At 53.6% G+C, this 25,483-nt stretch carries 22 protein-coding genes and 5 pseudogenes; 16 read left to right on the forward strand and 11 right to left on the reverse strand.

All coding sequences use genetic code 11. From position 1 onward, the window contains the following. Positions 1–102: 102 nt before the first annotated feature. From QZQ97_RS22735 to QZQ97_RS22755, 5 genes are read left to right on the forward strand one after another with little or no spacing between them, the layout of a single operon-like run. Entirely contained in the window at positions 103–852 is a 750-nt protein-coding gene (locus QZQ97_RS22735) for a fimbria/pilus periplasmic chaperone (RefSeq protein ID WP_311995375.1), read from the forward strand. Positions 853–890: 38 nt separating this feature from the next. After that, positions 891–1,550 (forward strand): fimbrial protein, encoded by a 660-nt coding sequence (locus tag QZQ97_RS22740; protein ID WP_311995282.1) that lies wholly within the window; start codon positions 891–893, stop codon positions 1,548–1,550. Between the two features lie 13 nt (positions 1,551–1,563). Next, positions 1,564–2,064 carry a fimbrial protein gene (locus tag QZQ97_RS22745; RefSeq protein ID WP_311995283.1) on the forward strand — a complete coding sequence of 167 codons (501 nt, stop codon included), beginning with the start codon at positions 1,564–1,566 and terminating at the stop codon, positions 2,062–2,064. A gap of 12 nt (positions 2,065–2,076) precedes the next feature. After that, positions 2,077–2,577, forward strand: a complete 501-nt coding sequence (locus QZQ97_RS22750; RefSeq protein WP_311995284.1) for a fimbrial protein — start codon at positions 2,077–2,079, stop codon at positions 2,575–2,577. A 10-nt stretch (positions 2,578–2,587) separates the two neighbouring features. After that, entirely contained in the window at positions 2,588–3,163 is a 576-nt protein-coding gene (locus tag QZQ97_RS22755; RefSeq protein ID WP_311995285.1) for a fimbrial protein, read from the forward strand. 260 nt (positions 3,164–3,423) lie between these two features. Here QZQ97_RS22755 and QZQ97_RS24575 read toward each other — a convergent pair. Beyond that, a pseudogene (locus QZQ97_RS24575) lies at positions 3,424–3,935 on the reverse strand (transposase); the annotation flags it as partial. A 117-nt stretch (positions 3,936–4,052) separates the two neighbouring features. Between QZQ97_RS24575 and QZQ97_RS22765 the strand changes: the two are divergent. Further along, positions 4,053–4,856, forward strand: coding sequence for an MrpH family fimbial adhesin (locus QZQ97_RS22765; protein WP_311995287.1), 804 nt, complete (start codon positions 4,053–4,055; stop codon positions 4,854–4,856). Between the two features lie 4,609 nt (positions 4,857–9,465). Here QZQ97_RS22765 and QZQ97_RS22770 read toward each other — a convergent pair. Further along, positions 9,466–9,762 (reverse strand): annotated as a pseudogene (locus QZQ97_RS22770) (IS3 family transposase); the annotation flags it as partial. Here QZQ97_RS22770 and QZQ97_RS22775 point away from each other — a divergent pair. Then, positions 9,745–9,906, forward strand: a pseudogene (locus QZQ97_RS22775) (integrase); the annotation flags it as partial. The pseudogenes QZQ97_RS22770 and QZQ97_RS22775 overlap by 18 nt on opposite strands. Before the next feature lie 457 nt (positions 9,907–10,363). Here QZQ97_RS22775 and QZQ97_RS22780 read toward each other — a convergent pair. From QZQ97_RS22780 to QZQ97_RS24580, 4 genes and pseudogenes are all read right to left on the reverse strand, one after another. After that, positions 10,364–10,738, reverse strand: a complete 375-nt coding sequence (locus tag QZQ97_RS22780; RefSeq protein ID WP_311995288.1) for a hypothetical protein — start codon at positions 10,736–10,738, stop codon at positions 10,364–10,366. A 962-nt stretch (positions 10,739–11,700) separates the two neighbouring features. Beyond that, positions 11,701–12,024: pseudogene (locus QZQ97_RS22785) on the reverse strand (IS3 family transposase); the annotation flags it as partial. Then, complete coding sequence (locus tag QZQ97_RS22790) at positions 11,940–12,443, reverse strand: toxin HipA (RefSeq protein WP_311995289.1); 504 nt, start codon at positions 12,441–12,443, stop codon at positions 11,940–11,942. The gene QZQ97_RS22790 and the pseudogene QZQ97_RS22785, both read right to left, overlap by 85 nt. Before the next feature lie 199 nt (positions 12,444–12,642). After that, positions 12,643–12,775 (reverse strand): annotated as a pseudogene (locus QZQ97_RS24580) (transcriptional regulator); the annotation flags it as partial. A 665-nt stretch (positions 12,776–13,440) separates the two neighbouring features. Here QZQ97_RS24580 and QZQ97_RS22800 point away from each other — a divergent pair. The 5 genes from QZQ97_RS22800 to QZQ97_RS22820 all read left to right on the forward strand — a co-directional run bounded on the left by QZQ97_RS22800 (position 13,441) and on the right by QZQ97_RS22820 (position 16,283). After that, positions 13,441–13,764 carry a hypothetical protein gene (locus tag QZQ97_RS22800; RefSeq protein ID WP_311995291.1) on the forward strand — a complete coding sequence of 108 codons (324 nt, stop codon included), beginning with the start codon at positions 13,441–13,443 and terminating at the stop codon, positions 13,762–13,764. A gap of 88 nt (positions 13,765–13,852) precedes the next feature. Beyond that, positions 13,853–14,212: a hypothetical protein gene (locus QZQ97_RS22805; RefSeq protein ID WP_311995376.1), complete on the forward strand. Its 360-nt coding sequence runs from the start codon at positions 13,853–13,855 to the stop codon at positions 14,210–14,212. Between the two features lie 113 nt (positions 14,213–14,325). Beyond that, a complete protein-coding gene (locus QZQ97_RS22810) occupies positions 14,326–14,928 on the forward strand; it encodes a DUF3085 domain-containing protein (RefSeq protein ID WP_311995292.1) in 603 nt (200 codons plus the stop codon). A 72-nt stretch (positions 14,929–15,000) separates the two neighbouring features. Next, positions 15,001–16,008 carry an ArdC family protein gene (locus tag QZQ97_RS22815; protein ID WP_311995293.1) on the forward strand — a complete coding sequence of 336 codons (1,008 nt, stop codon included), beginning with the start codon at positions 15,001–15,003 and terminating at the stop codon, positions 16,006–16,008. A gap of 11 nt (positions 16,009–16,019) precedes the next feature. Next, a complete protein-coding gene (locus tag QZQ97_RS22820) occupies positions 16,020–16,283 on the forward strand; it encodes a TA system toxin CbtA family protein (protein ID WP_311995294.1) in 264 nt (87 codons plus the stop codon). A gap of 417 nt (positions 16,284–16,700) precedes the next feature. Here QZQ97_RS22820 and QZQ97_RS22825 read toward each other — a convergent pair whose 3' ends face one another. Further along, positions 16,701–17,606: a LysR family transcriptional regulator gene (locus QZQ97_RS22825; protein ID WP_311995295.1), complete on the reverse strand. Its 906-nt coding sequence runs from the start codon at positions 17,604–17,606 to the stop codon at positions 16,701–16,703. A 55-nt stretch (positions 17,607–17,661) separates the two neighbouring features. On the opposite strand from QZQ97_RS22825, the gene QZQ97_RS22830 reads away from it, so the two are divergent. Both QZQ97_RS22830 and QZQ97_RS22835 read left to right on the forward strand, forming a co-directional pair. Then, positions 17,662–18,708 carry a zinc-dependent alcohol dehydrogenase family protein gene (locus QZQ97_RS22830; RefSeq protein WP_311995296.1) on the forward strand — a complete coding sequence of 349 codons (1,047 nt, stop codon included), beginning with the start codon at positions 17,662–17,664 and terminating at the stop codon, positions 18,706–18,708. A 45-nt stretch (positions 18,709–18,753) separates the two neighbouring features. Beyond that, positions 18,754–19,044 carry a DUF1330 domain-containing protein gene (locus tag QZQ97_RS22835; RefSeq protein ID WP_311995297.1) on the forward strand — a complete coding sequence of 97 codons (291 nt, stop codon included), beginning with the start codon at positions 18,754–18,756 and terminating at the stop codon, positions 19,042–19,044. Positions 19,045–19,254: 210 nt separating this feature from the next. On the opposite strand, the gene QZQ97_RS22840 is transcribed toward QZQ97_RS22835, so the two are convergent. The 4 genes from QZQ97_RS22840 to QZQ97_RS22855 all read right to left on the reverse strand — a co-directional run bounded on the left by QZQ97_RS22840 (position 19,255) and on the right by QZQ97_RS22855 (position 22,847). Beyond that, positions 19,255–19,998: an SDR family oxidoreductase gene (locus QZQ97_RS22840; protein WP_311995298.1), complete on the reverse strand. Its 744-nt coding sequence runs from the start codon at positions 19,996–19,998 to the stop codon at positions 19,255–19,257. Positions 19,999–20,339: 341 nt separating this feature from the next. Then, complete coding sequence (locus QZQ97_RS22845) at positions 20,340–21,092, reverse strand: SDR family oxidoreductase (RefSeq protein WP_442995459.1); 753 nt, start codon at positions 21,090–21,092, stop codon at positions 20,340–20,342. A 76-nt stretch (positions 21,093–21,168) separates the two neighbouring features. Further along, entirely contained in the window at positions 21,169–21,612 is a 444-nt protein-coding gene (locus QZQ97_RS22850; RefSeq protein ID WP_311995299.1) for a lipocalin-like domain-containing protein, read from the reverse strand. Between the two features lie 293 nt (positions 21,613–21,905). Further along, positions 21,906–22,847, reverse strand: a complete 942-nt coding sequence (locus QZQ97_RS22855) for an AraC family transcriptional regulator (protein ID WP_311995300.1) — start codon at positions 22,845–22,847, stop codon at positions 21,906–21,908. Positions 22,848–23,124: 277 nt separating this feature from the next. Here QZQ97_RS22855 and QZQ97_RS22860 point away from each other — a divergent pair, with 277 nt between their 5' ends. Both QZQ97_RS22860 and QZQ97_RS22865 read left to right on the forward strand, forming a co-directional pair. Beyond that, positions 23,125–24,159 (forward strand): alpha/beta hydrolase, encoded by a 1,035-nt coding sequence (locus QZQ97_RS22860; protein WP_311995301.1) that lies wholly within the window; start codon positions 23,125–23,127, stop codon positions 24,157–24,159. A gap of 283 nt (positions 24,160–24,442) precedes the next feature. Further along, positions 24,443–25,435: an aldo/keto reductase gene (locus tag QZQ97_RS22865; RefSeq protein ID WP_330696730.1), complete on the forward strand. Its 993-nt coding sequence runs from the start codon at positions 24,443–24,445 to the stop codon at positions 25,433–25,435. Positions 25,436–25,483 lie beyond the last annotated feature (48 nt).

Below are 25,483 nucleotides of genomic sequence, written 5' to 3' on the forward strand. Positions count from 1 at the left end.
TCTTAACCGAAATTGTGTGAGGCTGTTATGGCCGGGAATAAAAACATGCGTAAGAGCGAACTGAACATGAAACAACATCACGAAGGCCATCCGGCAGCGTTTATGCGAAATAGTGTCCTGAAGTCGGCGGTTGTGACCGGAGCTCTGCTGGGCGCATTGGTAGCCCAGCAGGCCCAAGCGGCGATAGCCCTGGACCGTACCCGGGTGATTTTTGACGGCAGCCAGACGTCGGTGAGTCTTAGCGTAAGCAACCAGAACAAACAGTTGCCGTACCTGGCGCAGGGCTGGATTGAGGACGATCAAGGCAACAAAATTCAGAGCCCGCTGACGGTCCTGCCACCGGTGCAACGTATTGAGCCGGGTAAGCCGAGCCAGGTGAAAATCCAGGCGTTACCGACGGCGAAGTTGCTTAAGCAGGACCGTGAGACGGTGTATTACTTCAATCTGCGGGAAATTCCGCCGAAAAGCACCAAGCCGAACACGCTGCAAATCGCGTTGCAGACGCGCATCAAGCTGTTCTACCGCCCGACGGCCATCGCAATGGACAAGAGCGCCCCGCCGCCGCAGGAGCAACTGACACTGACGAAGCAAGGTGACAAGTACGTGGTCAATAATCCGACGCCGTATTACGTCACCCTGGTGGATGCCGCAGTCAAAAAAGGCGGCCCGGGTATCAAAAACTTCGAGCCGATGATGGTGCCGCCGAAGGGCAGTCTGCCACTGACGGTGAGCGCCGCTAGCGTGGGGGGGAGCCCGGCACTAACCTATGTCAATGACTACGGTGGCCGACCGGTACTGAGTTTCAGTTGCAGTGGCAGTACCTGCACGGTGGTACCGGAGAAGAAAGCGTAACCCACATGCAAGCATGGCTTGGGATAAGGGGCATGGGTATGACCAACGAAAGTACCCGTCGTCTGCAATACAGCGGGCGATCGGATGAACTGAAGTACTACGCCACGCTGGCCGGATTGGCGCTGATGGTACCGCTGACGCTGGGCATGATGCTGTGGCTGTTGCCCGGTGCGCAGGCGAAGGCAGATAACTGGGACGTTGAAGGGGCCAATGGCTCTCTGTATGTACACGGCGCACTGACGGAAAGCGCCTGTCGGCTGGACATGACCAGCGCCCATCAGGATGTTGCTCTGGGCGAGGTGGGGACGGGGCGCCTGCAAACCCTTGGCGCCCGTGGTGAACCGGTACGGGTCGAACTGCGGTTAACGGATTGCCTGCGCAGCCCGGCGGGCAGCCGCGACGAGCGCACCGGCGGCCTGACCTGGGCGGACAATCAGCCGGCGGTGACGGTGAGCTTTAACGCCACCCGCGACGCCGATAACCCGCAGTTGGTGAAGGCGCAGGGTGTCTCGGGGCTGGGGCTGCGGCTGGAAAGCGCGCAGGGTGAAGATGTGCGGCTGGGCAGCCGGGGAAAACCGCTGCTGCTGACACCGGGACAGAACACGCTGAGCTACACCGTGACCCCGGAGCGTACCCCGGCCCCCCTGATGGTCGGCAGCTATCGGGCCGTGGTGGATTTTCATCTGAGTTATGACTGAGGTGGGCAGGACGATGAAGGAAACCCTGACACGGCATCAGAATGCCTGGCAATCGCTGGCCGGCATGCTGGTCACGTTACCGATGCTGGTATTTGCAGCTTCGTCTACGGTCACGGTCAAGGTGACCGTGGTGGCACCGCCACCCTGCGTGATAAACGATGACCGCCCGATTGAAGTGGAATTTGGGGACGTGATGACCACCCGGGTGGACGGCAGCAACTACAAGATGCCGGTCAATTACACGCTGTCGTGTACCGGGGGCACGTCCAATGCGATGAAGCTTCAGGTGAAAGGCATTGGCGCTGCGTTTGACGCCACGGTGCTGCAGACCAACAAGGCAGAGCTCGGTATCGAACTGCGCCAGGGCGACAGCAAGCTGGCGGTCAACGACTGGCTGAACTTCACCTATCCGAACAAGCCTGAACTGTGGGCGGTGCCGGTGAAACAAAGTGGCGCAACCCTGACGGGTGGCGAATTCAGTGCGGGTGCCACGATGGAAGTGGCTTACCAGTAACGGGAGCGGAACATGACCAGAACGATAAGCGTCCTGTTGCTGACCTGCGGCCTGATGGCGGGCATTGCCCCGGCACAGGCCAAGGACGGAGAGGCGGACATGACGTTTCACGGCACCCTGATAGAGCCGCCGCCTTGCACCATCAATGATGGTAATCAGGTGGATGTCGACTTCGGAGAGCGGGTGGGCATCAACAAGGTGGACGGGGTGAACTACCGTCAGCCGTTGAATTACCAGATTACCTGCGATAAAGCCATCGGCGGCAGTTGGGCGCTGACGCTCAGCCTGAGTGGCAGTGTGGTCGGGTTCGACAGTGACGCCTTGCAGACAGACAAGACCGACCTCGGCATCCGGGTGTACCAGAACGACAAACCCTTTACCCCGAACAGCACGCTGAAGATAGACCTGGACAGCCCGCCACGTCTGGAGGCGGTACCGATAAAACAAGCGGGTGCCACGCTGACCGAAGGGGCCTTTGAGGCCTGGGCCACGCTGCGTGCCGACTATGAATAAGGTGCACGAGATGAAAAAGAAATTGGGCAAGCGTCAGCGTGCAGGACATTCCCACTCCGGGGCCGCCGCCCTGCTGTTGGCACAGGCGCTGATTGTTGCGCCGCCGGTGACCCAGGCCGCGGATGACAACAACGTGCACCTGCACGGCGCTCTGGTGGCAGAGCCCTGTGTGATACCGCCGGGCGATGAAGAAATCACGCTGGATTTTGGCACCATCATCGACAAGTACCTGTACCTGAACACGCGCACGTTGGGGCAAGCCTTCGAGATACACCTGGAGGAGTGTGACCTGACGCTGGGTAATACGGTGAGTGTGACCTTTACCGGCATCGAAAGCAGCGCTTTGCCGGGCCTGCTGGCCCTTGGCGGCGGCAGTGAGGCCACGGGGATTGCCATCGGGCTTGAGACGCCGTCGGCCCAACCGCTGCCCCTCAATCAGGCGAGCGATAAATCCCTGCTGCAGGAAGGTAGCAACATCATTGCGCTGAAGGCCTATGTACAGGGCGAGCCGGATGCCCTCAGGGAGCAGCGTATCGAACGCGGGCCCTTCAGCGCGGTGGCGACATTCAATCTGGAATATGAGTAAGAGAAGCCAAATAGGCAGTGACAGAGAAGCAAACAGAAGAAAGCACAGCGCGGAACTGGGAGATGGCATACCGCTGGTTAGGCCGGCGACGGCCACATGCGCCACCGAATGCTGATGTGTGGGATTTGCGCTTCGCCTGGCCACAACGGAAAAGCGCAGTGGTTTAACAGCGTCCTGGCTGGAGGGTATCGGTTCTTACTCATGGTGGTGTTCAATCACCGCAGTTGGCACTGGGTGTAATGGTTGGCTCATGATGCGCTGGCGAAGCCGTGGCGTTTGGGTTTCTCACGCGTAGTCATTTCCAGCGCGTCGCGCACCTTCGGCAGCAACGTGCCCCGTTTGCGGTTGGCCAGAAAGCCGTAATAACGCACCATCGTAAAATGCCGTGCCGGGATATGGCTGACATAGCGCTGCACATCTCTTCCTGGCCGATCTTTTGACGTTTGTGCTGTTGTGTCCAGCGATCGTAATGCTGATGTACCACGGTACCGCCGCGATTATGCCGTAGCTGGGGGCTGCCACTGGCGGGCGTTTAAGGTATTGACCCAGGTATTTTCACGCTACGCCAGACACCGCAGATCTTTTTGGCAAAGTGCACTTTCCAGACGCGCCGGTATTGGGCACGCAGATATTGGTGCTACCGAAACCCCTCGCGGATGCGACCGAGACCTGGCAGGGCACCGGGGATGATACGTGCGTAGTTGTTGAAGAGCGGCCATAGCAGGTGCGGTATGGCAAACGTGATGTGCTGCCAGTTGCAATCGGGCAGGATGAGGCTGAAATGTACATCGGCTTGCAGGCGAATAATACATTTGCAATATATCCTATAATTTTTTTGGGGGAGGGGGTTACTTCTATTACCCTGGAAAACTAAAGAAACTGAAACATTATGAAACTAAGTTATATCGTCATCTTCCTGAGTCTGATTGGATCGAGTGCCAACGCTGCTATTTTGCATATCTGTAATAATGTTGCAACGCTCCGCGGAACAACTGCCGGTTCGAGCATTCAGACAGAATATGTCTACCAACCTCAATTCAGTTATGATGGAGTGTTTGTTCGTGGTGACACTGCAACTCGTTACACCAGTAATAGTTTATCGGGTACAACAGGACAGTATGGTTGTACTTGGTGTACTGCTGCATGGATGACAACCGCAATGGGTAATGCTATGAGCGGGAATGGACACCTGTTACCAAACCGCATGACTGTAGGACCTGTGTTACAACCCCGGGAGGCTCAATACCGGGAGATTATTCAGGTCGGGCAAATTTGGGGGGGGCAAATGATCTCACCTAGTATCTTTAATGTTATGTATATTCCGATAACCGAAGTTCAGGGATGCCCGACGGAATGCTCTGTGACAGCTGATAACGTGCTTGACTTTGGTACTATTGCAAACAATGAAATTGATGGTCGCAAAAAGACCCTACCTGCCCAGTTACAGTGTAGCGGTGACGCCAACGTGAATATTAAACTTACCTCATCATCCGGAACCGGAACAATCCAGCTGGGTAACAATATAATGGGTAAACTGAGCGTCTCTGGGGAAAGCGGTGAGGTCGGATTTAACTATAAAATCACTGGAAATTCATCTATACCGATTATTCCTGATGTTACCCTGAATTCAATCGGTACTGCGGAACCGGGTACCTATAGCGCGATAGCAATATTGGAGTATTCGGTGCTTTAGGTCACTGAAAGGCCGTCCATTAAAGGCAAGCTGAGTTTCGCAGGGCAAAGTGATCGGGGGGTCAGTGGTGCCCCCGAATAACACCGGAGATTTACTGGACGTGCTTTTGATGGCTGAACGGCGACATAATTGCGCGGCTTTATGGGTTCGCACGTACGCGGACACTGTCGAAGGCAGAGATCCGAAATACGTGTGCGAAAATATCAGGCCCTGTGGATGAATTGGGCAAAATACCACTTACTGAGTATGGAGTGATTGCCTGATAAAACAAATTCAAACCAGCCCTCCGCTGGTCAACCGGATACGCATGTAAATTACGCATGGTGGCTGGTTACGACCCCGCGCCGCGACATCCTCCGTGGCCCTACGGGTCCGTGCCGAATACCACGACGCTGTAATAACCGATAAGGACATCACAACCCGTGCACACAATACTCCGCCTCGCCATGATATTACCTCTCCTCGTCATCCCACTGTCGTACGGGTATGACGCCTGGGTTGGGCCTTACGCGCCGACCGTGCAATCCGGGACGCTTTATTCCCTAACCTATGATTACGGTATCAGTGGTAATGCCGACCCCGCGCAGTCTGGGAACGCGTGTAGCTACGCGCAATGCCACTTCGGCCCTATGCCTCGCACCGGCCTCGGCCCATACGGACCCACGTGCGACGCCGGGGGCGCATGCGCTGGGGGATCAATCGAAGACAGCGTGGTCATTCCCTCGGGGACCACGTGGAATGATGCCTTCGCCCTCTTTCTTCGAAAGTACGGTTCCTCCGGGACGTTCACGTTCCGCAACTGGATCCACGCCCAGTACTTTTCCTACGTCCGGTGGGATTACCTCTGTGTCGGATTCGCCTCCCTCCCGACGAGTGTGGTTACCGTGTCGGTGCTCGCCCCCGCCACAGTATGTGGCAGCGTTCCCCGGCCCGACCTTTATTGCACTGTCAACGTGCCTGGGATCTTAGATATCGGAACTGTCGCTGTGGGGACCTCTGATGCAAGCGGTAATGCGGAGGGGGCTGTCGAGTGCGATCGCACCGCGACGGTGACTGGGAATCTATTGAATCGCCCCCAAATAGACGGGCATGACGTGGCGATCGATATCAATGACCGAACCATGGGGAGTGCTGCCGTTACGATCGGCACGGGAACGAGTGTACCCCTGATGATCAAGGCGACCGTACTTGGTGTCGTACGTAACGCTGGGGTCTACTCAACTGATGCGATACTGCAGATCTCCTATCACTGAATATACCGTGCATTGTCCCGTATGTTCGAAAGCTGTGGCCGGGTTTGGGTGTAAACCCAAGGTAGTAGGAGCTTTAGACCCAGGAGCTTGCGAAATAGCCGGCACGGTGTTTTGTATCGAGTATTTGTCCAGACACACGTGTAAACCGTGCCTGGAGATCTGCTTGAATTTTTTGATTTGGGTGGCTTTGAAACCCACCCGGATAAAACCCAATTAGGCAGATTGAACATGGATTTGATTGGTTGGGAGTATGGTTCACCCCCACGGGGACCTCCATAGCACCCAGAGCATTAGAAAACCATCGTGCACGGCGCACGCGGCTTTACGAGCAGGCCAGAGCTAAAGGGCTGACAATGTCAGCGACAGAGGCAAAGGTGCGGGCGTATGAGGTTCGGTGGAACATATGGGCAGACGGGATGTTAAGAAGGCTGACTTACACCTGACCCTGCGCCCACCCTTCGTCACCCCTACGGTAGATACATGAAAACCATACTCGTACTCCTGAGTCTGCTCGGTCTAACACTTTACGTCACGCAATGTGCCGCCGACGCTGTACCCTTCCCATCACGATTCTACATCAACCCCGGCGCTCTCCTTAATTACTATGGTGAAACCCCTGCGACCACAATCGACATCCCGGCCTCGCTTCTAGACTACCGGATCCCATCCAAACCCGATTTCGTCTATCGCGGGCTGTTCTCCCTAGGGGTCACTGCTACGGGAGTGCGCTCTCGGGAATCGCTGGTCGGCAGCGTCTGGACTGAATCGGGCCGAGCGCCACTCCGTCCACTGGCCATGGCCCTGACCCCACGCGATTACCACTTCTATAGTGCGGGCGTACCCGTCTGTGTCATTGTACAAATACGCGGGCAAACGCACCATACTACAGGATTCGACCGCGTCATATGGGAGTCCCCATGCAAACCGATCGACACGTCTGTCCCAACCGAATGCACCCAAACCGGGAATGTACTTCTTGACCATGGTGTGGTGACCCTCGGGGATTCCATAAGCGTGACGTCTGCAGAACTCATCATCACTTGCAACGCGGCTGCAACGGGCCATCTCACTCTGTCTGCGGCCAACGACCGTATCCCCCTTGGCTTAGGTTACTCAACCATAAAAACGTCCAATGGCCCGCTGAACGCGCCTCTCTCTTTAACCACAGGCGCCAACATCGTCGTCCTTACGTCTGAGCTCACCGGGGTCGGTGCTGGCTCTTGGTCTGGCAATGGCGTACTCAGCTTAAATCTCGACTGACGCGGTATACAACGGGCCGGTCCAATGCCTGTCCCTTGCCCCCTGTAACGAGTCGCCAGTACGCCCCTGAGGCGTTCCGCGATAGAGGGAGGGGCTCCATTCTAAGCCTACAGGTGTGTAAACCCAAGGTAGTAGGAGCTTTAGACCCAGGAGCTTGCGAAGTAGCCGGCACGGTGTTTTGTATCGAGTATTTGTCCAGACACACGTGTAAACCGTGCCTGGTGATCTGCTTGAATTTTTTGATTTGGGTGGCTTTGAAACCCACTCGGATAAAACGCAATTGGGGAAAATTGAACATGGCTTTGACTGGCTGGGGCTATGGTATGCCCCCGAAGGGCCCCGGATAGCGCCGAGAGCCATAGAGAACCATCGGGCACATATTGCGCGGCTTTATGAGCAGGCACACAGGAGGAAACTGTCGACGACAGAGACCGACCTGCGTGTGCGGGAATATGAGACCCGGTGGATGACATGGGCAAAACACCTTCTGAGAAATGGAGGGTGATTGCCTGATTTCTATCATCCGCATCGAGATTGAAAAAACCATGAGACTACTGCCTCTCATCATTGCCGTAGCACTCGCGCTCCCGTGTCGCTCCCTCGCGACCCTTGTAATCACGAGTATCGAAAATAAGTACCAGTACGAACCCGGGTTCGGGTACCACCAGAACGACTACAAGATCACGTGGGCGCAAGTACCGGGTCCCAAGGACAATGAATTGATCGGGGACGGGATCAACATGTACGGCGCGATGGAAGAACATGATCACTCGGTATTCGCCTGTGATTCCCGCGGCTCTGGGATGTTTCCGGGGGTACCGGGGACCACCTGCGTGATGGTTCATAAGGGCATGACGTGGGGGCAGGCCGAAGAGCTCTGGATGAGTACCTACGGTGCTCGTGGGCCGGGCGTTGTGGGGCACTCCTCGAGACTCCCCGGGTCCCGGGAGTGCGTGATGTTCGCTGGGCAGTTCGGCACCGGTGCGGCCATCGGCGGACAAAAAAACAACGGGGAACTCGTGTGCGTCGGCGCCCCGACAACGCCTGACCCCCTGTGTTACGTGGATTCTAGTCCCGTTCTTGAGTTTGTCACTTCCCCCGACCGCATTGCGGATTATGCCGAAACCAGCGCCCAGCTCATCTGTGGACATCCCGCCTCCGTGGTCCTTATGAGTGGGACCGGGGTATCGACCATCACCTTCCCCTGGGGGCGAGCCGACGTCACCGTCAATGGCCGCCCCCTGCCTGCGCATTTGGCGCCCGCCCCTATCGCCAATATCACTGTCGGCGCAAGTATCTCAGGGGCCCGTGCGGAACCCGGCCTGTACACCGGGTCTCTTGTCCTGGTCGTGGGGTACGAATAAAACTGTCAGGCGGGAGCCGGCCCAGCCGTGGACTGACACTCCCATACCTCGTCCTCTCGACCGTAGGAATTCCTCCTGGTTGTGTGTTCGTACGTAGTGGGACTCCGCACCCGGTGTCAATCCCATGGTGTGACGTACCTGCCTGGGTCACGTATGCGCACAGTTGCGGCCTATACTTCGCCCGGGTACGGGTGGACAAGCAAAGACAAGGCCCTGATGGATGCAATTGTAGTGACCGCCTCCTGGTACCCGGGACCAAGTGGGGTGGTCCTGTCAGTCGTGTCCAAAAGACGAGTGCACGATCGGGCAAAAACACGCTCGTGGCTGCGCGGCGTTCGCCCGTCGGTCATGCCGGTAGGGTCACTTGGGCAAAATGAAAGGGGCTGAAAAGCCCCTTTCTGCTGTAACCACCGGCGAAAGGGATTCTTCGACACGGTACGCTGACGATCTCCCAATAGAGGTCAGACAACAGACCGTCGCCTAGATACGCGCCGCGCGTACCTATTATATTAGCTGCGACTCTGGCTGTGCTGCTAAAAAGCGAGGGGAACATGCAATTTAAAACATAGGGCTGCAGCAGGCTAATAAAATATTCGAAAGCGATCCTAGAATTTTCTAACTGAACACTCACGGTATTCTTTGATCAAGAACTGAATGCTGATATTGATGATAAGTGCTGCGTATTACCGCTCTGAGAGATCGCCTAATAACATCCATCGAGATCGGGTAATAACATGTAAGGCACTTGATCCTGCGACCGGTGGCCAATGCGTCCATGACGAAATCCATCGACCAGGTCAGATTGGGCGCCGCCGGACGAAGCAGCGGCAGATGTTCTGTTGCCAGCCCTTTACGACGTCTTCTGCGTTTTACGCCCAGGCCACTGAGGTGATAAAATCGGTACACGCGCTTATAATTAACCTAAAACCATTCACTGCGCAGCAACGGCGCGATGCGACGGTCGCCAAAACGCCTGCGCTCCAGTGACAGCTCAGTGATGCGCCCTGATAAATGCGCTTTGCCACGTGGGGAGAGATCGACCTTGAGCGTGCCATCTGGGAGCTTCCTGTCGAACGTATGAAAATACGCCGCCCACATATTGTGCCGCTCTCTACTCAGGTGGTTGAGCTATTTAAACAGCTCCAACCTATCACTGTTCACTATCCTTACATTTAGGATCGACTTCCCCTAGCCGCGAGCCCGGCAGACAACGTTACGTGTAGTGGTCAACTAAAACTAGCCACCATTTTAGAGCTTTCAAGCATCGATTTTCCGATTCATTAGGTACTTATCCACCGTTATATTTGTGGGCCTGAACGTAATGTAATCTGTGATTGAGGTTTCAGTGAAATTCATGTGGCCCATTACCGGTATCCACTTCAGTAGCAAATGCGGGCTTGACTAATTATGGAGTTTCATATGGATATCAAGATCACAGAAATTATTTTTTCATTTAAACCACAGTTTTCTCATTAATCTGCGGTGAGACGTGCTATTAAACCCTCAAGAATGACCAAGTGTGAGAGTGGGATGAAATTTCATCCCACGCCAGAACGTTCGTTGCATATGGTCTTTTAGAGTCAAGTCTGGCAGGGAGTATAAGAAACTACTGGATACGTCTTAGTCTGGTTCAATAGGGGGACGCTATTACAATGGCAATCCCTGCATAGTCCCCTGGTTCTGCTTTTATTGCAGTAAGTGTTGAGGTAAGACGTATTCGGTCTTCCCCAATCATTTCCGGGGTTATCAGAGTGTACAGTCCCGGAGCGAGGTTTATTTTTCCGCCTCCTATTATCTCCAAAAGAGGAGCAGCTCCGCAATTTACTGTCCCATCAATAGCAACTACCGAGTGATCGGTGGTTTTAATTAGCTCATGATCAATAACAGAAGGAACAGTGATAGCGCACGTTTGACCAGGTGGAGGAGGTTTCTGGCAGAAAGTGTTTCCAGCGTTGGCAATCATATCAGGGGTCAAAGTTCCATATATAGTATAGATAATATTCATGGAGTAGCCGCGTTCTTGCACAAACAGTACACACTCTCCTCCAGGTCCGGCACCAATGTGCTCTCCCCAACTATATGTATCAAGCTTACAGTTGGATGTGTCATCCAATTCCCACGACTCGGTTGATTTCAGACGGCAATTACTAATATTCGGGCGATGTGAAAGGTCAGTTCTGAAATCACATCCTGTGAACGGGATCCCAAGTTGGCCGCTACCCTTTGAACAGTGCAAACCAATGGCTATCAAATTAGTTCCCTCATCCTGTTTTGGTGGTAAAACTTCAGGTATATCAATTAGTTGTAATCATTCCGCACGATAATTGACATTGTCAGTGCATGGTATTGCGGAATTACTGCAGGAGGTGATTGTGGGGTTAATAAGGGCGGGGTGCAGCGTTGCATGGGAGTAATTCCCTACGAAGATGATAATCGTTGCCAAAAGTGAGAAAGACCTCATAATCATACCTGTTTGTATTGTTTGATAAGGGAGAGATTCATCTGTCGCATCGTAAGTGATTTTATTCTTAATTGATTCCCGGGTTTAAAATCCTCTGTACAAGCGTGATTGTAAAATCACTTCTATGGAGGCCACAACAGAGTACATCTGTCGCTCTTATCGGCACCTTATAACTGTTGCCGTCGCAGAGGGGAGCAATACGGTCAAGAAATCTAAGTCAATAGACCTGTCATTTCTCTGGCAGGCATTATTATATCTCAAAAAAACATCTCAACATATACCTTTCATCTAACAGAAAGAAAAAAAACATAAAATCTATCAATCTTAGCTTTTAAAGAAAACAGAGAAACATAAAACTATCAACAACCAAAAAAAACACTAATCTAAAGTGTGTGAAAATTAGGGGTAAATTTTGTTAATCTAGATGACCATTATCTATAACTTTTACAAGTATAGACCCCACCATTTTTAATAATGATATTACCACGCCTAATGTGGGCACAGCGCTAAGCGAGGGTCTGGTTTTCAAACTGTACCGGGCTGAAGCCACCGCATGCACTGTGGCGACGCCAGCGATTGTAGTTGCACTTAATATAACTGAATACTGTCGTTCGCATTATTTCCCGGATGGTAAAACGCTCCCCATGGATACATCCCACCTTCAGGGAGTGGAGGAAACTCTCTGCGCAGGCATTGTCATAGCAGTTGCCTCTGGCACTCATGCTGCCGCGCAGATTGTGTCGTTTCAGCAGCGCCTCATAATCCGCTGAGCAGTACTGCCCTCTGCGATCCGTGTGAATAATGGCATTTGTTGGGCGCTTACTCCGCCAGTCCTGTCATCGAGAAATTCACCTTCATCTTCAAGTTTATAACGTAGAGCGCCTACCCGATAAAGGTCATGCACGCCCAAGAGATAATCTGATTCGTATAGCCGAGTTCCCACCGCTTTACTGCCTGCACGAATATCTCGTTCAAGGCGCCGCTTCATCAGCAACCGGCCCCAGCGATCGGGGCTGGAATCGCCAAATACCCCGAACTTATCTTTTGGCGGAGTGGGGTACCGGGCGCCGGTAAACAACAGTATCTCTGGATCAAGTTGCAAACGATTGAAGCAGGGATCGGTCAACGCCAGAGGGTCGTACTCAAATTCAAAGAGTTCTCGCGTACGCGTTTGTCGACTATGCAAGAAACCCATCCGTTTTGGTTCTGGTAATCCATCCCAGTCTGCGTATACACCGATCATTGCCATTGTTAATTGCCTTTTATTGGTTTCTTCAATGGTTTTAGTAAGGACGCCAGATCAGCCGAGGTAGTGCCTGTCGTTTTTCGGACGGTATTGTTTGGAGGCAAACTGGCTTTTGCTGTTACTTGTTTGTCTGACTCTGCGTTCCCGGCATCAGTCATGGGTTTGTTGCGAGGTGGAGTAACGTTAAAAGGAAAAGCGTTTACGTTCTTTATCAGGCGAGAATCCTGAAGCTGGCGACCCATTTCGTCTTCGGCTGCCAGCTTATTCAGGTCATTTTCAAGCCCCAGCACCTGCATGACGGAGAGGTAAGCGCCAATCGTGACGCCTGCGCCCCCCTTGCTCTGAGCGGCTAACATTGATTACAGAGCGCTATTTTTCACGAGAATTTTTATTTAAATATTATCAGCATGATAAATTTAATTACACCCTCATGATTCTTAATGCAGTTATTATAAATGCAATCATAATGGTTTTTTATGATAATAAAAAAACTACTCTGTATTTAAATAAACTCATCACGTTTCTGAATCAGAAAGCGTTCATCCGTGCGGATAAGGAAGCATGATGAAAAAAGAGCGACGCTTGACGCAGGATTACGCCTGCACGCTACGCGATATTTGCCTGGAATATCACGCTGTGCATTGACCCACTATACTTTGTATGCCTGAAGCGCTGGAGAATGGGATGCGCTGTCGCCTGTGTCAGGGATGTTTCCCAGCCCAGAGATTCAGGGCTCCTGGCCAGAAAGCGAAATCGGACTGATACTGATTGACTCCATGATGACTGCGGTTGATTACCCTTCCAGTGAGGGAGGTAATGAACTGATTCTGATTAAAAACACAGCGGCTAGCTCAGCAGGACATTGAGCTTCGCCGTCGAAACAGTAAACCGGAGCACATATGTTCGAGCCATCCTTTCCAGAGAATGAAGCCGAACGTCTGTCGGTTCTGAATTCGTTGAACGTATTGGACACGAATTCAGTGGAGAAATTGGACCGTCTGTGCGCGTTTTGGCACCGAATTCAGCGGGGCCAGCCGGGGCGGAGGACCTCATTGATATAGAGTGGTTCACCAATGAAACAGGCAATGTCAGCTGTAAAGCCGTTATTTACCCAATGACGTCCGGCGGCTGGGGAGCGACTGTCGTTTCGCGTAACGGTTATCACAAAAGGGATTTTTCCTACGACTATAAATGCTTTACGACCCTCTTCCCCTCTCAGGTCGCAGCGCTGCGTGCAGCTGAACAGCTTGCAAAGCAGTTTGTCTGTCTGCGTCATCGTTACTATTACGGTGTAAAACACCTGGTATGCGCGCCGGCGGCGTAAGCGATAGGCAGTAACACACCCTGACGGGGATTTATTCCCGTTCGGGGATAGATCCCCCTTCATTATTTCCGGAGGATTTATCGTGAAAATGAACGTAGCCTTTTTAACAACAGCGCCTCAGTCACTTACTCAGGATTTGTGCGATCTGGCGAACCTGGAAGGGCATTTGTTGGCCGTACGCGCGCTGATGCGTCTCGATACGGGTAATGAAAAGGGCGAAGGCGAAGCCTACTCGCTTAACCAATGTGGGGTGGCTAATGCCGCCTATCGTTTTGGTTTTGCCTGGTATGGGGGACGCTTCGACAGCTCAGCCTGCGAGCCTCTTATCAAGGTACTGCACACACTCGGGACCGATATCGATCCGGCAGTGTGGAAGAGCTGCTTTGACGAAGGGTGTAATGACGCAGAGATTGAACAGGAACAAGTGAACCTGATCTCACCCATGTAGTACGCACTGTCGGTCTTGTTGATCGCAACAGGACTTCAACGATTTAACTGATTTTCCCTGGAGGGGCCTTCCCCTCTCAGGGAAGTCCGTCTCCCTAACACAGGAGACTTACCATGTTGCATTTTAACCCCGCAGAACTGCGCGCTGTTGTTGCCGAAATCCGCACCAATCAGTGCGCGCTGGTGTTGGCCAAAGACGACGGCGTTTATCTGATGCCGGCCGAGGGTGAGCGAAACGCCACAGGCCGTATTAAACACCTGGCGTATGCCGATGGGTGCCATCCCCAAAAGGATGATGCCTGGTATGAAACGTCCCGGCAGCTTGTCGGCGGCGATGACTTTGGCGAGGAGCTGGTGCTGACCGGCAGTTGCATCGAACGAATACTGTCACAAGGGCATGAGCTCTGGATACATCTGTTACCGGAGACGGTCTATATGCACGTCGCTCTAGTTAACTGGGTGTGTGTCGCCGACTACCGCCGTATGACCGCCCGCATGCTGCAGCTGGCCGAGGTCCATTACTCGGTCTGTGTCAGCCAGGATGAGTTTAAAAGCTGGCGTGAACGGGCTATCAACCTGCTGGCCACTGCCTGCCATACCGATTGCAAGCGGGCAAAGCCCGCCGATCGGGAAGACTATCTGGCCATGTTCGAACGGCTGAAACAGCGTGTTGACACCGTTAACCCTAAAGGGGCGCTGCGTTACCCCGCGTTCTAACCACTTTTTTGTCCCCTGGGCGTATTCTTCGCCGCCAGGGGAGGAATGCGCCTTTTTTACGAGGAGCACTCCATGACAAAAACATCATCACGTCGGCCGGCAAAAGCCCGTCGAGAACGTCCCGACTTGTATCAACAGGTGACGGACAAAATTATTGCCGCCATCGAGACGGGAACGTTGCCCTGGCGCAAACCCTGGCGGACCGGCAAGGCCCGCGGCGCGTCGACTGCCATCATGCCGCAGAACGGCACGACCGGTTACCACTACAGTGGCGTGAATATGCTGCTGTTGTGGATGGCCGCGGAAGAAAGGGGATTTCACGCCAATCGCTGGCTCACCTACAAGCAGGCGGAAGCCGTCGGTGGCCATGTACGTGCCGGCGAAACCGCGACCCTGGCAGTGGTATTCAAACCCTGGGACAAGCAGGTCGAGGATGCTGATGGCCGGCAGCTGTTTGACGAAGAGGGGAACCCGCTGAAAACGCGAATACCCATGCTGAAGCCGCTGTACCTGTTTAACGTTGCCCAGTGCGACAACCTCCCGGAAACCGTTGTCGGCATTACGCCTGCAGAGGATCTGGAAGAGGATGGGGCGTTGGTCGATGCGAGAACGCAGGCTCAGGTCAACACCCTCGTTGATGCCTGTGGTGTTCGGCTCGAGCAGGTTTACCAAGACAGGGCATTTTACTCCCCGTTCCGCGACCAGATTGTTTTGCCGCAGGTTCAGCAATTTCGAACCGAGGCGGATTACTGGTCGACGTTATTGCATGAACTGGTGCATAGCACCGGTCATGCAACACGCCTCAACCGGGAGGGGATCACGTCTTCCTCTCAGGCGTTCGGAGACCCGGTGTACGCGTTCGAGGAACTGGTGGCGGAGCTGGGCAGTGCCTTTATGTGCGCACAGCTTGGCGTCTTTGGCGACGTCCAGCACGATAGTTACCTAGAGCACTGGCTCAAGGTATTACGTAAGGATAAGCGCGCGCTGTTTCGGGCGGCCAAACAGGCCCGTGAGGCTTCAGAGTTTCTGCTGAAGCCCCTGGTGGTACCGGTGATAACAGATCCTGCCGTTGCGGCATGAGGAGTCAGGTGATGACGATTGAACAGTGCTATTGGCAGACCATTGCTGGCAGGTTACTGGCCAAATACTTTGGTCTGACGTTAAACGATACCGATCTGTGTGAAGCAGATTGCGTGATGGCTTTACAGGAAGCGGGTGTGCGGCCGTTTGAGGCGATCAACAACCTGGTGGATAAATACCACCTGGTACGCCTGGGCGCCAATCCCTTTACCCCATCATCACCGTATTTGCGCCAGGTGGAAGAGCAGGGCGTGATCGGTGAGCATGAACTCTAACGACAGGGCAGTACCCTTGTCCTGGCCATCATGATTTAACACCTAACCCATCGGGGGAGACTTTCCCCCGCTGGGGAAAGCTTCCTCTTTTTTAAGAAGAGGAGAACTACCATGTCGAACTGGTGCAAAAACCGGTAGGAATTGCACTGAATGCTCAGGCATGTGATTTTCTGGAGATGACCTTCATGCTGTTGGAGCTCTAGGATAAACACCGTGGACAGTTTCTCACGGCCCTGTAGCGTGGCATCCATGAGGGTCAAGCTGCAGTTCACCGGGCGGGAGTAAAAGTTGCAAACTCAGCCGTTTATCACCATCGGTGAACCTGGCTGTGGTGCTGGCAGTTGTGCCGTGCTCACAAACGTCACCTAACCTATCATTGGGCTTCTTCCCTCCGCCGTTCATTCTGGCCGTACCGGGTCAGACCTTATTCGCCAGCACAAAATCTACAAAAGCGCGCAGTTTTGGAAGAACAGAACTACGACTAGGGTAGTAGAGAGCCAATCCCGGAAATTTTATTGAAAAGCTGCTGAGAGTAACTTCCAGAGTTCCCGCATGAATATTGCGCGCGACAATGGAACGAGGAAGCCTGAAAAGGCCGACGCCTTGTTCTGCCGCGTGGACGCAGGCTGCAACGTCGTCGAGTATTAAGGGGCCGCTCACGTGGATGCTAAAGGGTTCTCCTCCTAGATTGAATGCCCACTCGTCAAGCACTATACCGGCCTGTTTGTACGTGATGCATGGAATGTTTCGAATGTCTAGGGGGGTTGCTGGTCGGCCGTAGCGTGCCAGAAACGCAGGTGAGCCCACTACTACTTGCGGTTCCTCAGGGGTAAGTGGTACCGCCACCATGTCTGCATGGACGACCGAACGGGGACGCACACCTGCGTCACACCCCTCAGCAATGATGTCAATCATGCGGTCATCGCTGACGAACTCCAGTTGCAATTGGGGGTATGCGGCAAGAAGTCCCACAGCGTACCTCTCAGTCAGTATCTGCACACTTGCTTTTGGGACACTGATTCGCAACAACCCTGTGACTGAATGGCCCAGGCTGCGAGCGGACTCTATTCCTTGGAGCATTTGCTGAGTTGCCGGTCCCACTTGAAGCAGTAGGCGCTCTCCCGCCTCGGTCAGGCCAACACTGCGAGTTGTCCTGGCCAGCAATGTCACTCCAATCCTTTTCTCGAATGCGCGGACAGCCTGGCTAACAGCGGAAGGCGTTATGCCCAAGCGTTTGGCTGCTGCTCGAAAGCCCCGCTCCTCGGCAACAGCCAAGAATACTACCACGCCGTCAAGATCACTTCGACCAATTGTGTAGTTCATCTTCACAGTATGAGCAGTTGCATGCGGATTGTCAAAAACGAACTGCTGGTGAAATATGGAGTACCCAATTATCGAGGACTTTCATGTGTACAATAAAACCAAACAATCCCGAGCTTATGGCATTGACGAAGCAGTTGGTGTCACTGGCCTTTCCGTTCGCACGCTTCCCATTCCCGAGCCCGCACCCGGTGAAGTACTTGTGAATGTAAGGGCGTCTACATTGAACTACCGAGACCTGATCATCCTGGAGGGTAATTACTACGTGCCCATCCCGGCAGGCCGTATTCCTCTTTCGGATGGGGCTGGCGAGGTGGTGGCCGTTGGGCAGGGGGTTACTAGATTTAAAGCAGGCGATCGTGTGGTCAACGCATTCTTCCCTGAATGGATCGATGGTCCCTTCACCGGAAAGTATTCGCAGTACTCCGGTGATGTGGATGGCTGGCTTGCTGATTATCGCACCGTGGCTGCAGAAGCATTGATCTTGATTCCAGACGGTCTGGATTTCGACCAAGCAGCTGCGCTGCCGTGTGCGGGTGTTACGGCATGGTCTGCCGTCAAAGGTGTGAAGGCAGGCGATACCGTTGTTACTTTGGGAACTGGCGGTGTGTCGTTATTTGCAGTCCAACTGGCGAAGGGGCTGGGAGCCAGAGTGATTGCGACCACGTCCAGTGATGCGAAGGCCCAGCAACTTAAAGCGTTGGGCGCGGACGAAACGATCAACTACAAAGAACAGCCCGAGTGGTCCACGCGGGTGCGCGAACTGACGGGCGGAGGCGGTGCGAACCGCATCGTGGAAGTTGGTGGCGCAGGAACTTTTGAACAATCGATCAAGGCTATCGCAGTGGGTGGACAGGTATCAATAGTGGGCGCGGTGGCAGGTTTGCAGGGCAAGGTTGAATTCATGTCTATGTTCATGAGCCATGCGTGTTACCAGTGCATCGCACTGGGCAGCCGCCAGGACCTCGAGGACCTGGTGCGATTCATCGCCGAACACAAGATCCGCCCAGTTATTGACAGCCGTTTCGCATTCGACGATGCAAAGCTTGCATATGAGCGGCTGATGACACGCAACGTGTTCGGAAAGGTGGTTGTCAATCATTGACTGTAGAGTTGACCGCTACGAACATTCACAAATTAGGAGTCCATCATGACTGCTTACGTTATATTTATTCGAGAGAAAACGCTGGATCAAAGTGAAATGGACATATATGCCGAAAAGGTCACATCCACGTTACCCAGTGTACCCGTCCAGATGCTTTCTGCCTACAGCCGTCTGGAAGTGTTCGAGGGTGAAACGCCAGAGGGCGTTGTACTGTTCTCATTCCCGACTATTGAAGACGCCAAGGTTTGGTACTACAGCGAGGCTTACCAATCGGTTGTAAAGCACAGGCATGCAGGTGCAACGTACAGGGGATTTGTTGTAGAAGGTGTGACATGACAGATAACAATACTTACTGAATAAGGACGTTATTCTGCTGATTTCAAACTTCTGGCGGTGAAGGAAGCTTAAGATGATAGTTTTTCCATCCGCCAGAAGATTGTAAAACATGAGTTAGCGTTGGCGCCCAGCGCTTTTTATACCTGTGTGCCGATTAATACGTACAAGAGTACCCCTTCGCGTTTTCGTAGGGTTGTTATACCTTGGTTCTCACCAAGGCTGATTGGACGGCCCTACGGTGAATTCGTTGATAGTGGTGTCGCCAGGTTGACCAATTGCAAAAGCGATGATATCCGCGATGCGGTCAGGTGAAATGCCGTAGGTGTCATAGATCCCCTGCATGGATTCGCGGGTCTGATGCTGGGAGATCGTTTTAAGCAACTCGGTGTTGATGGCTGCGGGGTATATGATCGCTGTACGGATGTTGGTGCCTTCCTGAGCTGATTCCATCCGAAGTACTTCCATGAAATCACGGACAAACCACTTGGTGCCGCCGTAAACGGCACCATTAGGGTATGCCTTCAGGCCTGCCACTGATGAGGTCGCGATAACATGACCTGATTTCTGTTGGGTGAACACTGGTAGCACAGCGGCTACGCCGTTTAGAACACCCTTGATATTAACGTCGACCATCTGGTGCCATTCGTCTGTCTTCAATGCGGAGAGCGGAGAGTTCGGCATGATGCCAGCATTGAGGAAGATTACATCCAGATTGCCAAACGTATCCAGGGCCAGTTTGACGATGGCATCATTTTCCGATTGGTTTGTGACGTCCAGTGCCTGGTAGACGGCATGGCCGCCTTCTTTGGTAATCTCTGCGGCGAGCTGCTTCAGCTTGTCCGTGCGACGTGCGCCGAGTACAACTTTGACCCCTTCGCGGGCAAGACGCCGTGCGGTGGCTTCACCGATACCAGATGATGCGCCTGTGATGATGACGACTTTATCTTTAATCATAGTGTTTTTCTCTTTAAGACGGGGCAACTTGATTCACCAGATATGAAAACCGGGAGGCTCGTTCTTAGGTACAGTTACGTCTGTGTTGGGTGTCCAATTTCGCTGTTGATGACTATTTGTTCATTGACGAACTAGTCTAGTTCTAGGTTGGACACGCGTTTTAGCAGGAACGAAGTCGCTCAGGTTGCCTACTGTATCAGTCTTAATCACGATATGAGCCGGTTAATAGATTAAAGCTCATCGCAATGGGTGCCTCAAACAGAGTGCACATCAGACTCACCCTGAGCGGATTCGGTTTCGATGTAGGACCTGAACTGCAGGCCCCCAGTCGATTAATGTGGTTACTCAGATTGCTTTGTCGGACGGAACAGGATCTCGTTGATATCCACGTCGGCAGGCTGTGCGATGGCAAACGAAACTGCGCGTGCAAAGCTGTCAGCAGGAATGGCGATTTCGGCGACAAAGTCCTTTATCTGATCCACAACATCCTTCTGACCAATGCTGTTGAGCAATTCTGTCGCCACTGCACCTGGAGAGATGATGGTGGTGCGAATGTTGTACGGTTTGGCCTCTTGGCGGAAACCTTCGGAGATCGTCCGCACTGCGGCCTTGGTCGCGGAGTAAACGCCCGAGCCGGGAACAACAATATGACCGTACACTGACGAAACGTTGATCAGGTGACCCGACTTCTGCTTCTGAAAATGCGGCAGCGCAGCAGCAATGCCGTACAACACACCCTTCAGATTAACGTCAATGACCTGTTCCCACTCATCAACCAGCACGCGCTCGAACGGCGCCAATGGCATTACGCCTGCGTTGTTGAGCAACACATCGATCTGGCCGAACGTGTTCACTGCGGTATCGACAAGGTTCTTCACATCCGCGCGCTTGGTCACATCGGTTGCTACGGCGATGGCTTCGCCTCCGGCGTCTCGGAGTTCCTGAACAAGCGCTTCAAGTCGCTCGGCGCGGCGTGCACCAAGGACCACCTTGGCACCTTCGGTGGATAAACGACGTGCGGTGGCAGCACCCAAACCTGAACTAGCACCAGTAATGACGACTACCTTGCCTTCAATTCCTTCGATCTTAGACATGGAAACTTCTCTCTATAGTTGATGGGGTTGATGGGGACGAACGCGTGGTATCCCCGGATGGCCGGCTAATTGCCGGTCACTTCTGGTAGCGTTCGTAAGTGACCCGCCAGCCTTCGCTCGGATCAATCGGTGAAAGCACCATTCGATTGCCGGAGACTTTGAACGTGCGTTCCATCTTCTTACCAATGAGGTTGCGTACCAGTGCAGATTGCACGGTGGCGACAAACGTATTGGTTGAATCGTTGATAACGACAGTTCCATATAGGGCCTCATATCCATTGGCCGTGAAGGGGGTGGGTGCGGCATTCGGGTCCGGGTTCATGGCTTGGGCCGACAATGTGCCTGCTTCTGTGATGATGAGCTGACCAGAATAGGGGACAGGCTGGAGCTTTCCTTTAGAAGCTACTTCAAACTTTATCATCCGCCATGCGCCTTCCAGGGGGGACTTGTCTTTAGCAAAAGCTGGCGACGTGCTCGCCAATGCTAACAGCAGGGCTGCTAACTTCATCTTCACGTGCATTATCCGTCACTCCTGTCTCATGGTGATTGATTCATTCTAAGATGAACATTTTCCATAGCAGTGGTGCATTCAGTTAGCACATTTCGATGTTTTTCTTGCCTAATACTATGTGGTGATTGCCTTAGTGTGAAAGTGAAAAGTAGCTTGCCTCCGCACTGGTAGTACAGATAGCGGTTTGCTATCTACGTATGTACATAGGGACTAATATTCCGAAATCGGCACATTGAGAAATGTATGCAAATGTACCAACGGGCTCATGTGACGCTGTTCACTGCGCCACATGAGAGTGCTATCTAACCCCCTCCAGCTGATTGGGACTGAGAGCGCAGTTGAGTAATGTCCCGCTTGGGTGCAACGCCAAACTGTCGGCTGTATTCACGGCTGAACTGCGAAGGGCTTTCGTAGCCAACTTTGAACGCCGCACTAGAGACATCCAAATGTTCATTCAACATCAAGCGCTTGGCTTCGCTCAATCGAAGCCACTTCTGATACTGCAGCGGGCTCATCGCGGTTAACTGCCGAAAGTGCTGGTGAAACGTCGGGGGACTCATCTGCACGCGGGCCGCAAGTTCTTCCACACGAAACGGCGCACAATAGTTCACCTTGAGCCAGTCGATGGCTCTTGCGATGCGGTGGCCTTGGCTATCCACCGCAGCGATCTGTCGTAGTTTGATCGCCTGATCGCTCAGCAACAGACGGTAGTGTATCTCGCGCTGAATCAGCGGTGCCAGCACTGGGATCGCATCGGGCTCATCCAACAGCTCCATGAGGCGAACAAGAGGTCCCAGAATGTCCATCGTTGCGGTGCCGATGCCTGCGCTCATGCCTTCGGTTCGGTCGCGACGCGTCGGAGGACAGCCTTGTGCAAGCAGTTCCGCCATGATGCGAAGGTCAAGCTTTAACATCAGGCCCAGGCACGGTTCCTTCGCACTAGCCGCTAACACCTCCGAATCACCTGGCAGTTCCAGCGACGTCACAAGGAATCGCGAAACGCCGTAGGGATAAGGTTCACCACCCAGCCACATCTGCTTGGTGCCTTGGACGTTCAGCACGATGCTAGGGGGAATGATGCATGACGCAGGTGCTGAAGGTTTCTCACGCCGGTACAGGGCTAGGCCATCGATGATCGTGCCGAAGTCACCCGTTCCTTTTGTTCTAGTGCCGATAGCATGCGCAAGCTCAGCCAACAACGTCTTGCACTGTTGCTGTTCATGATTGTTTCTTTCAGTTGTCATGGTTAGAGACCTCCGAAGCTTATGGTACTTATTGCGTCGCACGCTGGTTACGCAAAATCAGATCATTCATCGGATCGGGCAAGAAATCCATAGAAACGTGCTAACGGGAATTAAGGTAACTACGGAAAATGCTTAATTATCGTAGTCGGCCTCAGCGAATTTTCCTGGTTGAAATATCCAGGCATGAGGACAAAAGCGATATCGTCTGCCGCGACGAAGCTGCACATGGGCATCGTCGATAACGCCGCAGTGTTTGATAGATAAGGAGAGAAAATCTATGAAGCAACTTAGCCTCGCCATGGCGCTTGCCTTGAGCTTTGCCTCGTTCACCGTTGCAGCACAGGATATGTCCCGCGGTGCGGACAATTTTTACAAAAGTGACATCGTCAGCGTTGAGAAAATCTCCTTTAACAACCAACTGCGCATGAAGATCGTTGGTAATCTGTTCAGACCGAAGGATTTCGATCCGAATCGCAAGTATCCGGCTATTGTGGTCGGTCACCCTATGGGGGCCGTAAAGGAGCAGAGCTCCAATTTGTACGCACAAAAGCTGGCGGAGCAAGGATTCGTCACGCTCGCGATTGACCAGTCGTTCTGGGGGGAGAGTGAAGGTGAGCCACGTAATGTGGTGGTGCCCGATATCTATGCGGAAGCGTTCAGCGCGGCCGTGGACTACCTAGGTACGCGGACCTTTATTGATCGTGAACGTATTGGCGGGTTGGGTATCTGTGGCAGTGGCAGCTTCATCATCAGTGCGGCTAAGATCGATCCACGGATCAAGGCGATCGCAACCGTCAGTATGTACGATATGGGCGCAGCCAACCGCGATGCGTTGAACCACTCGCAGACCCTGGAGCAGCGCAAGAAAATTATCGCGGACGCCGCGCAACAGCGGTATACGGAATTCAACGGCGGCGAAATCGCTGTAGCCGGGGGCACAGATCTTGTGCTGAACGCACAGACTCACCCGATTCAACGCGAGTTCTTCGATTTCTACCGCACACCGCGTGGTGAGGTCACGCCTGCAGGCGCATCCAGTGAGCGCACGACAAAGCCCACAGTGACCAGCAACGTGAAGTTCATGAACTTCTATCCGTTCAACGACATTGAGACGATCTCGCCGCGACCAATGCTTTTCATCGCCGGGGATCAAGCACACTCACGCGAGTTCAGCGAAGAGGCTTATCGCTTGGCTGGCCAACCCAAGGAACTGTATTGGGTCAAGAACGCTGGCCACGTAGACCTGTATGACCGTACTGACGTCATCCCCTTTGCCAAGCTGACTGAGTTCTTCAGCGGCAATCTCAAATAGGACACGACCTCCGAGCGAGTACCGAGTTTCACTCTGTTTCAGACTGGGTTCCGCGCGGCACTACTGGTCTTTCATTCTCAACTTTAGGGGTATAGGAATCATGACTTCATCGCCGATCAACAAGGCAGATTCGAATGAGGCGGCACGAAATCCCGCTCGTCGCGGATTTCTCAAGGTGGCCGGCGTAGCAGCCGCCGCTGCGGTACTTCCGAGCGGTGTAGCCTGGTCCGGGCTGGCAGCCGCACAGTCGGCAGCACCACGCGGAGTCAGCGGACAGTACGCGATCAGAACACGCAAGCTAGGCAGCCTGGCGGTTTCTGAGCTGGGCTATGGGTGTATGACGAACACTGCCGGCCCATACGGGCCGGGCGTGGATCGCGCTCAGGGCATCCGCGTCATCCGTGACGCCTACGACCGGGGCATTCGCTTCTTCGATACAGCTGAGGTCTATGGTCCCTACCTCAACGAAGAGCTGGTTGGCGAAGCTTTGGGGTCTGTGCGCAACGATGTGGTCATCGCAACTAAGTTCGGCTTCAAGATCGATGGAACCAATGGACTGAACAGCCGACCGGAACATATCCGCCGTGTGGTCGAGGAGTCGTTGCGCCGCCTCAAGACTGACCGCATCGATCTTTATTACCAACACCGCGTCGATCTGACCGTGCCGATCGAGGACGTGGCCGGCACTATCAAAGACCTGATACAGCAAGGCAAAGTGTTGCACTTTGGCCTCTCTGAGGCGAGCGCTAAAACTATCCATCGTGCGCATGCGGTGCAGCCGGTGTCGGCGATCCAAAGCGAATACTCGATGATGGAACGCAGTGTGGAGCACAACGGTGTGCTGCAGGCGTGCGAAGACCTAGGCATCGGCTTCGTGCCGTGGGGACCGCTGGGCCAAGGCTTCCTGCCTGGCAAATTGCCGGTCGACGTCCAGGCCAGTTTCGACAAGACAGACCTGCGCAAAGGATTTCCTCGATTTACTCCCGAGGTCATTCGAGCCAATCAGCCAGTTCTCGATTTCCTCAAGGCCTTTGGCGAGAAGAAAGGGGCGACGCGCGCGCAGATTGCACTGGCATGGTTGATGGCACAAAAGCCCTGGATCGTCCCGATCCCTGGCACGACCAAGATCGACCACCTGCGTGAGAACTTGGGTTCGATTCAAGTGAACCTGACGCCTGATGATCTGCACGAAATCGACGTAGCATTCGCCAGGCTCCGGGTACATGGCGGGCGTATGAACGCCACTGAGATGGATCAGATTGGCAAGGACAACTGATCCGACTGACAACCGACCATTTTGCGATCTCCATGACGCCGTACTCGT

This window comes from Serratia sp. root2, from assembly GCF_031931805.1.
Lineage (GTDB): Bacteria > Pseudomonadota > Gammaproteobacteria > Enterobacterales > Enterobacteriaceae > Serratia > Serratia inhibens.